Genomic DNA, 15,113 nt, shown 5'->3' on the forward strand with positions numbered 1-15,113 from the left:
TTTGCCACCGTGTCATCACCGGGTTTTGTCTTGGCAAACTGAAATCTGGACAGTCGAAGCCCTGAATGATCGGGAACGGTTGGCCAAAATCACGTTCGTCATGCTGGCAATCGTGCCGGCAATCGTGGCGGGACTGCTGACATTCGGCGGCTACCTGCACAGGTGTCATCCGCTTGCCTCCGGCCCCGAGCTGATTGTCGATACGATCCGCGGCATTCCGGTGCTTGTCATCATGCTCGACCTGAATGTCGAGAGCCTTCATTGCAGAGCAACACGTAAACTGACCCATGACCTGTGGGCAGAGAACATGGCAGTTGTCCCGGTTCACCCGGGATGGTTCAGGACGGAAACGGGTGGCAGCGAAGCGGTAATTCCGGTCGTGGAAAGCGCAACTGGACTAATCTCCTTGATCGACGGCATGACTATGTCGGATACAGGCAGCATCAGAGCTTTCGATGGCTCGGTGATCGCATGATGAGGATGCTTCGGATACATGAACAAGAGCGCCGCTAATGGACCGGATTGCGTTGATGGAATTCACGAACTGTTGGACGAGTTATTCGCCATTCAGGGAAACATCTCGCAGCTGCCCGGCGAACACGATCTGAATTTTCATGTTCACACCCCGCGTGGCGACGACTTCCTGCTGAAACTGCACGCCCCCGGTGATGAGGCAGAGCTCGACATGCAAGTCAAGGTGCTTGAGCATCTAGCCGAACATGCGCCCGGTTTGCCGGTATCGCGGCCGGTCCCGGACAGGAAAGGCGCAACGGTCACGAATGTCGAATTTCGCGGCCCGCGCAGGGCTCGGCTCCTGACATGGCTATCCGGTGACGTCTGGGCAAAATCCAGGAACCGCGATGGTGCCTCCGCCCAAACGCTCGGCACGCTCCTGGGGGAGCTTGACCGGAGCCTGACGTCTTTTTCCCATCCGGGCGCCAAACGGATCTACAACTGGGACATTGCGCAGGCCGCATCTCTTCTCGACCAAGTCGATTTCATCGAAGATCCGGACAAGAAAAGGGCTGTTCTGGAAATCCTGGCGCACTTCAAGGACAGGGTCCTGCCGCGTCTCAAGGACCTGCCGCACCAGGTAATCCACAATGATGCCAATGACTACAACGTTCTGCTCGATGGAAGAGGGAACGTCAGCGGTCTTCTGGACTTCGGCGACATGGTTGAAACCTGCCGGGTCATCGAGATTGCAGTCGCCGGGGCATACGCTCTGATTGGTTCTGAGGATCCTGTCGGGACGATCGGCAGGATCGCAAGTGCGTATCACCGGGTGAACCCGGTCACGGAACAGGAAGTCGAACTGATTTTTGATCTGGTCAGGACTCGCTATGCCGTTTCCATGTGCATGGCAGCGAAGCAGATCCGCGAGTTTCCCGAAAACCGTTATCTGCTCGTCAGCCAGGAAGATGTCTGGCGGGAATTGCAGCACCTGGCCAGGGAGAACCCGCGTCTTGCGGTTTTGAGATTGCGAGAGGCCTGTGGCTTTCAGCCGGTTCCCTCGGCAGCACGTGTCATGCGCTGGCTAGAGCGCAATGCTCATGACTTTGCATCCGTCGTCAAACCGGAAAATGAGCGACCCGAGGCCGTTGTATTCGATTTTACGGCAAACGCTTCATATGCAGAGGAGTTGTCGCGATTTGACGGCCCGCAATTTGACAGGTTCTGCGAGGATGCGATCAGCGACGCCGGTGCAGACTTCGGCATCGGTGTTTATGGCGAAGACCGGACCGTCTACAAGAGCGACGCTTTTGAAATGGCGAACCCTGCCATTCGCCGTTCGGTGCACCTGGGGATAGATATCTTCGCCCCCGACTATGAACCGGTCTACGCACCCTTCGCCGGCAAGGTAGCCTTTTTCCATGATGATGCCGTGTCGAACGGTTTCGGTCCGACGGTTCTTCTGGAACACGAAACCGATGAAGGGGATGTCTTCTGGACGCTTTATGGTCATCTCTCACGGCGCGGCTGCGAGAAGCTGACAATCGGGCAGACAGTCGAAACAGGGGAGGCGTTTGCAGAATTCGGCCCACGTCCGGAAAATGGCGAGTGGCCGCCGCATCTTCACTTTCAGATCGTCACCGACCATCTTGGACTTGAAGCGCGGATGCATGGGGTCGGCGTGCGCCGGCAATGGGCCGTCTGGCGCGATATCAGCCCGGATCCCAGTGTCATTCTGGGCCTGCCGGTTCCGGCATCGGTAATTGTCGCGCAGGACAAGGAGACACTCATACGCGAGCGTCATTTGCGGATCGGCAGGGCTCTGAGCATTGCCTATTCCGATGCGCCCCTGAAAATCGTCGGCGGCGAAGGCGCCTACCTGATCGACGATGCCGGAAAGCACTGGCTCGACATGGTCAACAATGTCTGCCACGTCGGCCATTGCCACCCGCGCGTCGTCAAGGCAGCACAGAGGCAGATGGCAGCGCTCAACACGAATTCACGGTACCTGCACGATACGCTGGTGGAGTATTCGCGGCGCTTGACGGCCCAGTTCCCTGACCCGCTCAATGTCTGTTTCTTTGTGAATTCGGGAAGCGAAGCCAATGATCTGGCGCTACGGCTGGCACGAAATCATGGCGGCAACCACGATGTCATCACCGTTGACCACGCTTATCACGGGCACCTTTCCAGCCTGATCGACGTCAGTCCCTACAAGTTCGCCGGCGAGGGTGGAGCGGGATGCCCGGAACATGTCCGCGTTGCCGAAATGCCGGATCTCTATCGCGGCAGATGGCGCCATGGCGATGTCGGCGCAGGGCGGAAATACGCAGAGGATGTGAAGCGGCAAGTCGAAGCACTCGCACACGAAGGCAGGCAACCTGCATTGATGTTCACTGAAGGGGTTCTCGGGACTGGTGGCCAGCTGGTTCTGCCCGACGACTACCTGAAGCATGCCTACCGTCACGTTCGCGAGGCAGGTGGCCTGTGTTTGGCCGACGAGGTTCAGATCGGTTTCGGCCGGGTCGGCAGCCACATGTGGGCATTCGAGACCCAGGAGGTTGTCCCGGACATTGTTACCCTTGGCAAGCCCATCGGAAACGGACATCCCATGGCAGCCGTCATCACCACCGAGGAGATCGCGGCCACCTTTGCCAACGGCATGGAATATTTCAACACGTTCGGCGGGAACCCCGTGTCTGCATCCATCGGTCTCGCAGTCCTTGACGTGATCCGGGACGAGAGGCTGATGCATCACTGCCACGACGTTGGCAATCGGCTGATGGACGGCGCCCGGGCTCTGGCAGACAGGCACGAAATCATCGGCGACGTGCGTGGGCTCGGCCTCTTCATAGGCATCGAACTTGTCCGTGACCGTGAGACGCAAGAGCCGGCCCCGGACGAGCTCGACACGGTAATCCGGAAACTGAAGCAGAACCACGGGATACTGCTGTCCAGCGAAGGACCTCACGACAACGTTTTGAAGATCAAGCCGCCGGCGCCGTTCAGCCCTGAGAATTGTGATTATTTCCTCACGTCGCTCGACGAGGTTCTGTCTGGACTGGTGTAGACCGCGTGAAGGCGTCCAGGGCTCTCGACCACCGAAGATCCCGCCGTGCGGGTCTTGATCATCAGAGGCCCAGCATTTTCCGGATCTGCTCCTGATCGGTGTCGCCACCGGCGAAATCGTCGAAGGCCTTGTCGGTCACTTCAATGATGTGGCTTTCAATGAAGGGGGCGCCTTCGGCTGCTCCCTGCTCGGGTGACTTCAGGCAGCATTCCCATTCCAGCACCGCCCAGCTCTCGTAGCCATATTGTGCGAGTTTGGAGAAAATGCCGGAAAAGTCGACTTGTCCGTCACCGAGGGAGCGGAAGCGTCCGGCACGGTTGATCCAGCTCTGATATCCCGAATAGACACCCTGGCGTCCGTCGGGATTGAACTCGGCATCTTTCACGTGATAGGCGCAGATGCGCTCGTGATAGATATCGATGAAGGCGAGATAGTCCATCTGCTGAAGCAGGAAGTGGGACGGGTCGTAGTTGATCTGGCAGCGTTTGTGACCGCCAAGCGCATCGAGGAACATTTCGAAAGTTGCGCCGTCGAATACGTCCTCGCCCGGGTGAATTTCGTAACCGACGTCAACCCCGTGATCCTCATAGACATCCAGGATCGGTTTCCACCGTCTGGCAAGTTCCGCGAAAGCCTCTTCGACAAGACCGGCCGGGCGCTGTGGCCAGGGATAGAGATATGGAAACGCCAGAGCGCCGGTAAAGCTGACGGAAGCGTCGAGGCCGAGATTGCGACTGGCAATTGCTGCCTTTTTCATCTGGTCGACCGCCCATTCCTGCCGCCCGTCGGGATTGCCGTGCAAGTGCGCCGGGGCGAAGCCGTCAAATGCAAGGTCATAGGCCGGATGAACGGCAACCAGCTGGCCCTGCAAATGGGTCGAGAGTTCGGTGATCTCGACCCCTGCATCCGCACAGATGCCTTTGACCTCGTCGCAATAGGCCTGGCTCTCCGCGGCCTTGTTCAGGTCGAACAGGCGGCTGTCGAAAGTCGGTATCTGAACACCCTTGTATCCCAGACCCGCTGCCCATTTCGCGATCGACGGGAGGCTGTTGAATGGTGCTTCGTCACCGGCAAATTGCGCCAGAAAAATTGCAGGTCCTTTGATCAGTCCAGCCATTGGGTCCTCCCGGTTTCAGTTAGGAACGCGCGATGCATAGCCGCAGTCAAGTTCCTTCAGGTTCATAAGAAAAATGTGTGAAGTCGGCCGTTCTGCCGCTGCCTGTCACGTCGAAAGCAAGCATTCCCACGAAAGCGCCGGTGAAAGAAGCGTGTTCCCCGCGGCCACCTTCGTCTGAAATCACACGCGCATCAAGCGTTGGTCCGATAGAACGCCAGTCGCTCGCCTGGCGCCAGAAGAACTGTTGATCCGTGCCATTGACTTCGACTGCAAGATCGACAGGGCCGCCATCAATGGCAATGTGTTCCGCTGGAAATTCCATGCGCCCGTCCGGCCAGCTGCCGGGACACGACATCAACGTCAGACAACGCCCGAGTTCCCGGTTCCGGCTCACGGCAAGAAAATGAAATTTGTGACGGTTATAGTAAGTCGCAAGCCCGGCTGCCTGCTGATAGGTCTCCGGTTCGAAGGCGGAGAGAGTGGTTTCGGCCCGGTAGTGCAGGTGTTCTTGCCTGCGTGCGACAAGAGATTGCTCGTACCAGCTGCCGATGCTTTCGCGTCCTGTGAGGCGCAGTGCCGTCCCGGTGAGCGTAAACAGGCGCTCCGGAAAAGGGGTTCGCAACCACTGGAATTCCGGAGGAAGCTCCGTGCCGTCAAAGGTTCTTTCAAGTTTTTGCGGCGGTTTGGCAATAGTCTCACCAAGGCCGGGGACATCGGCTTGCGGAAGTTGACCGCCGTCGGCGAGATAGAGCCAGTCGTCTCTCCAGACACACTTCTGAATCGCGGTTTCCCGTCCAAGCGGTGAATATCGGCCGGGCAGGGGACGGGAGCAAAGATGCGTGTGATAGGTCCGGCCGTCAGCGGTTTCGACGATCTGTCCGTGCCCGGCCCGCTGCAGCGGCCAGTCGGCATTGTCTTTTGCGGTGATAAGATGGGTCGCCGGATGCAGCTCGTAGGGGCCGTCAATCGACCGGGCTCTTGCCATGGTGACTGCATGTTGGTAGCCGGTGCCGCCTTCGGCTACGGTCAGGTAATACCAGCCGTTGCGTTTATGAAGGTGCGGACCTTCTGTCAGGCCCAGTGAGCTGCCGGAGAAGATTTTTTTCGGCCGGCCGATCAATCCGCGGGTTTCTGACCATTCCTGCAGCAGGATGCCATCGAAGGCGGAGGTTTCCGGTTTGCCGCCAACGGAGCTGGACACATGATTCCATTGCAGAACGAGATACCATTTGCGTCCATCATCGTCGTGAAAGAGCGAAGGATCGAACCCGTGTGACGAGAGATATTTCGGATCACTCCAGGGGCCTCCGATCGACGGCGCGCTCACAACGTAGTTGTGCGCGTCCTTGAAGTTTCCATCCAGCCGCTTGACGTCCGTATAGACCAGCCAGAACCGCTCGTCGGCATAACTCAGGCACGGCGCCCAGATCCCGCCGCTGTCCGGGTTGCCACGCATATCAAGCTGGCTGGCCCGGTTTAGCGGCCGGCAGGTCAGATCCCAATTGACCAGGTCCGTCGACCGGTGGATCTGGACACCCGGATACCACTCGAACGTCGAGGTGGCGATGTAAAAATCATCGCCAACACGGCAGATCGACGGATCCGGGTTGAAGCCTGGCAGGATCGGGTTTCGGATCATCAGCGGGATGGTCCTTCCCGTTCTGACGATGCGGCCCACAGATTGACTTTTCCTTCCACCGTCGTGGCATCGATTTCCTGAAGTTCCGCTTCGGTGAAATCCATGTTTTTGACGACGGCGGCGCAATCCCGCACCTGTTCGGCGCGGCTGGCACCGATCAGAGCCGTTGTGAGCCGGCCTTTGCGCAGCACCCATGCAAGCGCCATCTGCGCCAGCGTTTGTCCCCGCTGCTCTGCCATTGCATTCAGGGCCCGGATCGCGTTCAGGGTCTCTTCGGTCAGAAACTCACTCTTCAGGGATTTTCCCTGGGTTGCACGGCTGCCCTCCGGAATGCCCTTCAGATATTTGCTGGTCAGCATTCCCTGGGCCAGGGGCGTAAAGGCAATGGACCCGATACCGAGATCCTCGAGAGTATCGAGCAGTCCGTCCTCTTCCACCCATCTGTTGATCATCGAGTAGCTGGGTTGATGGATCAGGCAGGGCGTGCCGAGTTCCTTCAGGATTGCAGCGGCCTCCCGCGTCCGTTTGGAATTGTAGGACGAGATGCCGACATAAAGTGCGCGTCCGGAGCGAACGATGTGATCGAGCGCCATCATTGTCTCTTCGAGCGGCGTCTCCGGATCGAAACGGTGGGAATAGAAGATGTCGACGTAGTCGAGACCCATCCGCTTCAGTGACTGATCGCAAGAGGCAATCAGATATTTCCGGCTGCCCCACTCGCCATAGGGTCCGGCCCACATGCCATAACCGGCCTTGGACGATATGATCATTTCATCCCGGTACGGGGCGAAATCGGTTCGCATAAGGTCGCCGAAGGCTTCTTCTGCAGAACCGGGGGGCGGACCATAATTGTTTGCGAGGTCGAAATGGGTGATCCCGAGATCGAATGCGGTTCGCGCGATGTCACGCTTGCGTTCGTGCGGCGTGTCGCCTCCGAAATTGTGCCAGAGGCCGAGCGAGATCACCGGCAGTTTCAGGCCGGATTTTCCGCAGCGGCGATATTCCATGTGATCGTAACGTGCTTGCGCAGCTTGCCAGGTCATAATGTCTCCGAATGAGCCAACAGGTCCCTCGCCGCTTGGGGATCAAGGGCCTCGGGACGGTCGCATGTGGTGAGAATATCCTTGTACTCACCTGTCTCGCCAGAGGCGAGTATGGATGTCATCACATCTACGACATGGAGTGAGAATTCAAGCGAACACCGATGGGGGCGGCCTTGAAGGATTGCAAGTGCCATATCCGCGAGCCCTGCCGCACGGTAGTTCGCATGAGGGCCGTCATTGGCAATCGAAAACGGATGTTTCCAGTCTTCAGAAACAGTTACGAAACTGCCTTTTTCGGTCAGGCGCAGTTCACCACCGAAAAAATTCGGATCGGGAACGTGAATCGTCCCGTCCCGTCCATAGAGTTCCATGTTGGAATGGCCATGCTGCCAGACATCCCAACTGGCGCAGTACGTGACTTGCGCACCGGAATGGAACTGCAGGATTGAGTGGATTGTTGTCGGGGTCTCGACCTTGATCTTTTCACCATGTCGCGGTTCTGAGGTGATGGTCCGGTAGTCCGATCCCGACATGCACATGGCGGTGACCCGTTTGACCGGCCCGAGCAGCTGAACCAGATTGGACACGTAATAGGGGCCCAGGTCCAGGATCGGACCTCCGCCGGGCTTGAAGAAGAAGTCCGGATTCGGATGCCACATCTCCATGCCCGGACTTTGAACGAAACATGTCCCGGACGTCACGGCACCAACGGAGCCCTGGTCGATCAGATGCCTGGCAAGCTGGTGTGCGCCACCCAGAAACGTATCGGGTGCGGAGCCGACACGCAGACCTTTTTCCCCAGCAAGGGTGGCAAGGGCCTGGCCTTCTTCGACACTCAGAACGAATGGTTTTTCGGAATAGACGTGTTTGCCTGCTTCCAGAATTGTCCTGGACACCTCGAAATGCGCGGCAGGTACAGTCAGGTTGACGATGATGTCGATATCGTCTGCCGACAACAGGCCGTCCACGGTTTCTGCCCTGAGGTTGAATTCTTCGGCGCGCGCTTTTGCAGCGTCGTCGCTTAGATCGGCGCACGCACACACCTCAATGCCCCGGAACAGGGGCGCCAGACGCATATAGGCAGCCGAAATATTTCCGCATCCAAGGATGCCGATACCAAGTTTGTCAGTCATTTTTCGTCCTTAGAATCTCTGAAATGTCTCGATCGAGCGGCTGGCGAAGCGTTCGAAGTCCGACGGGTTGTCGTGTTCCATGACAAACAGGTCGACATCGATGTTGCGCAGGGCCGCAGTGAGCGTCTTCCAGTCCATGACGCCATAGCCGACATCGGCCCAACCATCCTCGTCAATGCACTCGTCCTCAGGGGCAATATCCTTCACGTGAGCCGTGGTGATGCGCTCGGCATACCGGTCGAGCCAGGCGAGCGGGTCCTGTCCTCCCCTGACGATCCAGGCGATATCCGCTTCCCATTCGATGGAAGGGGCATTTTGAAGAAGAATGTCCATCGGAAGACGACCGTCCGCACAGGCAGCAAACTCGAAGTCGTGATTGTGCCAGCCGAACCGCAATCCCGCGTCGCGGACCTGCTTGCCGATGTTTTCAAGCCGTTTCCCGACAGAAGTCCAGGCGTCCGCGTCGGCGACCCGTTGTTCCGGGGGGAGGGCCGGACAGAACAATCGCTTCATGCCGAGCGTTTTGGCGGTCGCCACCACGGTGCCGAGATCGTCTTCGAATTGCTCGAGCGGGAAGAAATGCCCGGAAGGCATTGCCAGGCCATTCTTGTCGAGAAGCGCCTTGAAAGCGGCGGCATCTTCATAATTGCCGCCAAAACCCTCAACCTGCGTGTATCCGAGGTTGGAAAGATGACTGAGCACATTGTCCCACGGTGAGAAATTGCGGGCGGAATAGAGTTGAAATGAAACGTCCATGACTGTTGTCCTGAAGGTTGGGGGTATTCTGTCAGATGCGGTTTTCACTTGATTTGTCGAAGAGATTGGCACGTGCAGGGTCAAAGCCGACAGTCACGCTGTCTCCGTCACGCACGAGTGCCTGTCCGTCCATTCGAACCCACAGGGAGCGGCCGGCGACGGCAACACGGGCAAGGGTGTCCGAACCCAGAGGTTCAACCAGTTCCGCGCTGCCGTTCAGACGGATAGCTGCGGTGTCCGCCTCGGCCCCGGTAACCATGTGTTCCGGGCGGATCCCGAACCAGGCAGGTCCCTGCACGGGTGTACCATTGTGGAATTCGTATCCTTCGAGCGGAAAGAACTGGTCACCGGTGGAAAATCTCAAACCGTCGCCACCCACGATGTCACCTTCAAAGAAGTTCATGGTGGGAGAGCCGATGAATTCGGCAACATATTTGTTGGCAGGCCGGTTATAGATTTCGTTCGGCGAAGCGAGCTGCAGGATCTGGCCGCCGCGCATGATGGCGATACGGTCGGCAAGTGTCATGGCTTCGATCTGGTCATGGGTGACGTAGATCATCGTGTTGCTGAGCTTCTGGTGAAGTTGCTTGATTTCGACCCTCAGGTCCGCACGAAGCTTTGCGTCGAGATTGGACAGGGGTTCGTCAAACAGAAAGACATCCGCGTCGCGTACCAGCGCCCGCCCGATCGCGGCTCTCTGGCGCTGGCCGCCGGATAGAGCCGCCGGCTTGCGGCTCAGGAGAGGTTCGATCTGCAGGACTTTTGCCGCCCGGTTGACCCGTTCCTCGATTTCCGCTTTCGGCAGGCCGGCATTCTTGAGGCCGAAGCTGAGATTTCCGGCAACCGTCATCTGCGGATAAAGCGCATAGCTTTGAAACACCATGCCGATACCGCGCTCGGACGGTTCTTCCCAGGTCACGTTGCGCCCGCCGATAAAGATCTGTCCGTCCGAGACATCGAGAAGTCCGGCGATACAGTTGAGCAGGGTGGATTTGCCGCAACCGGAAGATCCGAGCAGGACAAGGAATTCGCCCTGCCCGACATCCAGGTTGAGGTCCTTCAGGACATCGAGCGCCCCGAAGCTCAGGGCGAGGTTCTTGATGGATATGCTTTGGTTGGTTTCCATGGAGCGTCTCCTCAGCCTTTCACGGCGCCGGCGGCAATGCCGCGGACAAAGAGTTTGCCGGAGATGAAATAGATGGTGAGCGGAACAAGGCCGGTGAGGATCGTTGCCGCCATGTTGACGTTGTATTCCTTCACGCCCTGTGTCGAGTTGACGATGTTGTTGAGCTGAACCGTCATCGGATAGAGGTCCGGCTTGGTGTAGATGACACCGAACAGGAAATCGTTCCAGATACCGGTCACCTGCAGGATCATCGCGACTACGAAGATCGGCAGGCTCATGGGCACCATGATCCGGAAATAGATGCCCCAGAAACCGGCGCCGTCGACACGGGCCGCCTTGAACAGTTCCTGCGGCACGGACGCGAAGTAGTTCCGGAACAGCAGCGTCAAGATCGGCATTCCGAAGATCGTGTGCACGATAACCAGGCCTGTCAGGCTGCCGTAAAGACCGACTTCCCGCAGCATGATGACGATCGGGTAAATCATCACCTGATAGGGAATGAACGCGCCGACGATCAGGATTGTGAAGAAGGTTTCGGAACCCTTGAAGCGCCAGTTCGCAAGTGCATAGCCATTGACGGACGCGATGGCGATGGAAAGCAGGACAGAGGGTATGAGGATCCTGACGGAATTGAAGAAACCTCTTGAAAGGCCGTCACAGTTCAGCCCGGTACAGGCCTCCGCCCAGGCCTTCACCCAGGGTTGGAAGGTGATCTCGACAGGCGGTGAGAAGATGTTGCCAAGACGGATTTCGGGCATGCCCTTCAGCGACGTCACGATCATCACGTAAAGAGGCAGCATGTAATACAGCGACACCATGATCAGCGTGCCGTAGATCATTATGTTCCGGCGCGACAGTACGGTGCGCGGTTTCGGTCCGCGAGGTCCGGTCATCTCTTGCGGGACAGGGGAGACCTGGACGTCAGCGGAGGCTCTGGTCACGTTACCCACGGCGTTTTCCTCCGAATTCGAGATAGGCCCAGGGAACGACGATCACGATGACCGTAAGAAGCATCATGGTCGAAGCGGCAAATCCCTGTCCAAGGTTCTGCGACAGAAACATGGCGTCATAGACATATTTTGCCGGAACTTCAGAGGCGATGCCGGGCCCGCCACCTGTCTGTGCGACCACCAGGTCGTAGACCTTGATGATGCCTGACGCGATCAGAACGATGGCGGTAATGAAGATGCCTCGCATCATCGGAATGATGATGAAGATGTAGGTCTTCCACATCGGAATGCCGTCGATCTTGGCAGCTTTCCAGATGTCTTCGTCGATACCGCGCAGACCGGCAAGCATGAGACACATGATCAGTCCCGTGCCTTGCCAAAGACCGGCGATGAGGATGCCGTAAATCACGATGTCGGGATTGTAGAGCGGGTCGAAGGAGAAGTTTTCCCACCCGAGATTACGCACGACTTGCTGAATACCGAAATCCGGATTGAGGATCCATTGCCATGCAAGTCCGGTGACGATGAAACTCAAGGCGAAGGGATAAAGCAGCAGCGTTCGGAATGTGTCCTCGAACCTGATCTTCTGGTCGAGCAAAGCTGCCAGAACAAAACCGATAAGAAGGGAAAAGATCAGGGAGAACGCACCGTAGATGGCAAGGTTCTCAATGGATATCAGCCATTTGCTGCTGCTCCACAACCGTTCGTACTGTGCGAAGCCGACGAACTTCTCTTTGGGGAGAAGCTTCGAGCTGGTGAACGAGTAGAGCACCGTCCACGCTGTTCCACCTATGAAAACAACAAGTGCGGTCGTGATCATGGGGATCGCGGCTATCTTGGCACTCAGGTTCCTGTGCCATCTTGCTGGACCCGTTGCTGCGGCCATGTTGCTGTGTCCTTGTCGAAGAAGTCTTTCGGCGCGCGCTCGGCTTACCCTGCGCGCAGGAATGCGCGCAGGGCTGGAGGACGCCGCCCGGGCGAGACATGACGACGACTGTCCGGGCGGCGGAGCGCCCCGGGATCAGTCGGCGCTGCTGATGATGGACGCGAACTGCGCCTGTGCATCTTCAGCGGACATTTCCGGGTTGTTGAAGAACTCGACAAAGAGATCGTTGACCTGCTGGTTGCTGTCTGCCGACATCAGCTGGTCAGTGCCTGGAATGATGTTGCCCTTGGCCAGAATGTCCAGGCCCTTGCGCATACAGTCATTTGCCGCTGAAAGGTCCACATCTCCGCGAACGGGAAGGGAGCCCTTTTTCAGGTTGAATGCCACCTGGGTCTCTGGAGAGATCATCACTTTGGCAAGTTCGCCTTGCGCTTTGGTAATGGCCTCGTCGTCGACTTTCGGGAAGTAGAATGCGTCGCCGCCCGTCTGAATTACCTCGTTGACGCCGAGGCCTGGCAGACAGGTGTAGTCCTTGCCGGCGACCTGTTCGGCGACCTGGAACTCACCCTGCGCCCAGTCGCCCATGATCTGTCCGCCAGCCTTGCCTGTAATCACCAGATTGGTGGCATCGTTCCAGGCCTGGACATTGGAATCCTTGGCAAGATCCCGCGCTGTCGCCGCGGCTTGGAAAACTTTCGTCAACTCGGGGCCGGCAGCAAGCTCTGCATCCTTGTCGCCGAATACCTTTGTGTATGTTTCCGGGCCCGCCAGCGCAGTCAGCAGGGTTTGGAACGCCAGCGTTGTCTGCCAGGGCTGCTGACCCATTGCCAGCGGTACGATACCGGCTTCCTGAAGCTTGGGCGCAGCGGCGACAAATTCGTCCCAATTGGTGGGAACAGCCAGGCCATTGTCCTCAAATGCTGAATTGTTCAGCCAAAGCCATTGCGGTGAGTGAATGTTGACCGGCACGCAGTAGATTCTGCCATCAAGTGTGCAGCTGTCGAGCAGGGATGACGGAAAGACGATTTCCTTCCATTTGCCTTCTTCCGCGATGTCGGTGAGGTCGCGCATCAGACCGGCCTCGACGAGTTCTTCAGCCTGCCGGCCATGGTTGAATTGAGTGGCCGCCATCGGATCGCCACCTGTAATGCGGCTGATCATGATCGGTCGTGCGGTGCCGCCGGAACCTGCTATCGCTCCGTCAACCCACTTGTTTCCGGTTGCGTCAAAGGCCTTGGCGAATTCCGCAACTGCTGCAGCTTCACCGCCAGATGTCCACCAATGTGTCACCTCAAGATCGGTCGCCTGTGCAGCTGTCGCGGCACAAAGGGCCGTGGATGCGGCAAAAACCACGCGTAATGCTTTCATGTTGTCCTCCCATCGAACCCAGATTGTTCGAATGTCCTAACGATGTTGCGTTTCTTGCGCTTTGTAATCGATTACATATTGTTGTATACTTCGTGTAATCGATTACATTTATCATTCGCGGGAAACGGCTCTGTGTCAACCCGGAATGTGAATAAAGCGAAAAACAAGCGCTCCGGAGAAGGTCTTGGTACAGAAAAACGTACGCATTCGCGATGTTGCAAGACAGGCAGGTGTATCAACAGCGACGGTGAGCCGGGCGTTGACGACTCCGGATCTTTTGGCAGAAGCAACGCGCGAAAATGTTTTTGCCGCGATACGGGCAACGGGCTACCGGGTCAACAAGGCGGCGCGAACCTTGAGAACCCGTCAGGCCGGGGCGGTACTTGTACTGGTCCCAAATCTTGGGAATCCGTTCTTTTCCCGCATCCTGGCCGGCATCAGCGCGCGATTGGGAGACCACGACACCTCTGTTCTGATCGCCGATACAATGGATCGTGTGGCCACCGGCAAGTCCCTGGTCGACTATTTTCTCGATTCCCAGATCGACGGAATGATCTGTCTGGATGGAGGATTGCCGGAAAACGACCTGCAGCAGTTTCGGGACAACGGCCTTGCCGACAGGATCGTATTTGCCTGTGAATGGGTACAAAACACCGATTTGCCCTCGGTTCGAAGCGACAATATCCAGGGCGCCCGACTGGCGGTTCGCCACCTTTACGAGCTTGGACATCGGAAGATTGCTCACGTAACCGGCCCGCTCGATAACGTTCTGACACATGCAAGACGAGAGGGAATGCTGATCGAGCGGGGAAGGCTGGAGCTTCCGGCGCGTGATGAATGGATTATCCGCGGCGACTTCTCGCTGGAATCCGGACGCGAGGCCGCAGAAGAAATCATCCGTATGGAAAACCGGCCCACCGCCGTGTTCTGTGCGTCGGATCAAGTCGCCTTCGGACTGATGTCCACTCTGACAGCCAGGGGGCTCAGGGTTCCGGAAGACATATCTGTCATAGGTTTCGATGACATCGAGCTTTCCGACTTCTACGTTCCATCCCTGACGACCATCCGTCAGGACCGGCACGCCCTCGGCACCAGGGCGGCATCGCTGCTTCTGGAGTGTATCGATCCCCAATCTACAGCGGATGGTCACAGGAAAACCCCGGTTATTGTCGATGTTGAACTCATCGTTCGTCACAGCACTGCAATGGCATGAACGGATTGGCCCTTGGGATGGAGCAGCCTCCGGTTGCGGCAAGTCAGGAAAAAGGAACGACGGACGGGTGGAATAGGCCCCGTTATCTGAAACCCGAGCGGTTTGGAAGTGTTCCCCGGCTTGTGCAGTCAGTCCACAAGGAGAAACTCTCGGTCGATCGGCGCATTGTCAAATTTTGCCCTGTTGAAGTTGATTGCAATTTGCAGCACCCGATAGGAAATTATTACCGATGGGCAATATTTTACATTATTAAGTTGTGATGCAGTTGTATTGGGCTTCGTATTTATTGCATTCACTAATTATGACAACATGTTAATTGTAAAATTTATCGGTACTTTAGTTTTTAATTAACTTGAAGA

The 15,113-nt window shown here is 57.3% G+C and carries 12 protein-coding genes; 3 read left to right on the top strand and 9 right to left on the bottom strand.

All coding sequences use genetic code 11. From position 1 onward, the window contains the following. Positions 1-25 precede the first annotated feature (25 nt). Positions 26-475 carry a hypothetical protein gene (locus tag ACO6TI_RS07410; RefSeq protein ID WP_055391539.1) on the top strand — a complete coding sequence of 150 codons (450 nt, stop codon included), beginning with the start codon at positions 26-28 and terminating at the stop codon, positions 473-475. A gap of 18 nt (positions 476-493) precedes the next feature. Next, positions 494-3,523: an aminotransferase class III-fold pyridoxal phosphate-dependent enzyme gene (locus ACO6TI_RS07415; RefSeq protein ID WP_055391538.1), complete on the top strand. Its 3,030-nt coding sequence runs from the start codon at positions 494-496 to the stop codon at positions 3,521-3,523. Between the two features lie 61 nt (positions 3,524-3,584). Here the strand turns inward: ACO6TI_RS07415 and ACO6TI_RS07420 are convergent, their stop codons facing one another. From ACO6TI_RS07420 to ACO6TI_RS07460, 9 genes are all read right to left on the bottom strand, one after another. Continuing rightward, complete coding sequence (locus ACO6TI_RS07420) at positions 3,585-4,640, bottom strand: TIM barrel protein (protein ID WP_196878085.1); 1,056 nt, start codon at positions 4,638-4,640, stop codon at positions 3,585-3,587. A gap of 46 nt (positions 4,641-4,686) precedes the next feature. Beyond that, a complete protein-coding gene (locus ACO6TI_RS07425; RefSeq protein WP_422385302.1) occupies positions 4,687-6,288 on the bottom strand; it encodes a glycoside hydrolase family 43 protein in 1,602 nt (533 codons plus the stop codon). Beyond that, entirely contained in the window at positions 6,279-7,322 is a 1,044-nt protein-coding gene (mgrA, locus tag ACO6TI_RS07430; RefSeq protein ID WP_196915722.1) for an L-glyceraldehyde 3-phosphate reductase, read from the bottom strand. The genes ACO6TI_RS07425 and mgrA overlap by 10 nt, the downstream gene beginning before the upstream one ends. After that, positions 7,319-8,455 carry a Gfo/Idh/MocA family protein gene (locus ACO6TI_RS07435; protein ID WP_422384654.1) on the bottom strand — a complete coding sequence of 379 codons (1,137 nt, stop codon included), beginning with the start codon at positions 8,453-8,455 and terminating at the stop codon, positions 7,319-7,321. Before ACO6TI_RS07435 ends, mgrA begins: the two co-directional genes overlap by 4 nt. 9 nt (positions 8,456-8,464) lie before the next feature. Continuing rightward, positions 8,465-9,211, bottom strand: a complete 747-nt coding sequence (locus ACO6TI_RS07440; protein ID WP_422384655.1) for a sugar phosphate isomerase/epimerase family protein — start codon at positions 9,209-9,211, stop codon at positions 8,465-8,467. Positions 9,212-9,242: 31 nt separating this feature from the next. After that, positions 9,243-10,337 carry an ABC transporter ATP-binding protein gene (locus ACO6TI_RS07445; protein ID WP_422384656.1) on the bottom strand — a complete coding sequence of 365 codons (1,095 nt, stop codon included), beginning with the start codon at positions 10,335-10,337 and terminating at the stop codon, positions 9,243-9,245. Between the two features lie 11 nt (positions 10,338-10,348). Then, the gene (locus ACO6TI_RS07450) at positions 10,349-11,230 is read right to left on the bottom strand and encodes a carbohydrate ABC transporter permease (protein ID WP_051644930.1); all 882 of its coding nucleotides are present in this window, start codon (positions 11,228-11,230) and stop codon (positions 10,349-10,351) included. A 49-nt stretch (positions 11,231-11,279) separates the two neighbouring features. Next, a complete protein-coding gene (locus tag ACO6TI_RS07455; RefSeq protein ID WP_055391532.1) occupies positions 11,280-12,173 on the bottom strand; it encodes a carbohydrate ABC transporter permease in 894 nt (297 codons plus the stop codon). Between the two features lie 135 nt (positions 12,174-12,308). Further along, positions 12,309-13,541: an ABC transporter substrate-binding protein gene (locus ACO6TI_RS07460; RefSeq protein ID WP_055391531.1), complete on the bottom strand. Its 1,233-nt coding sequence runs from the start codon at positions 13,539-13,541 to the stop codon at positions 12,309-12,311. A 184-nt stretch (positions 13,542-13,725) separates the two neighbouring features. On the opposite strand from ACO6TI_RS07460, the gene ACO6TI_RS07465 reads away from it, so the two are divergent. Continuing rightward, positions 13,726-14,754: a LacI family DNA-binding transcriptional regulator gene (locus ACO6TI_RS07465; protein WP_104704385.1), complete on the top strand. Its 1,029-nt coding sequence runs from the start codon at positions 13,726-13,728 to the stop codon at positions 14,752-14,754. Positions 14,755-15,113 lie beyond the last annotated feature (359 nt).

It is taken from the genome of Roseibium album (assembly GCF_965233825.1).
GTDB lineage: Bacteria > Pseudomonadota > Alphaproteobacteria > Rhizobiales > Stappiaceae > Roseibium > Roseibium album.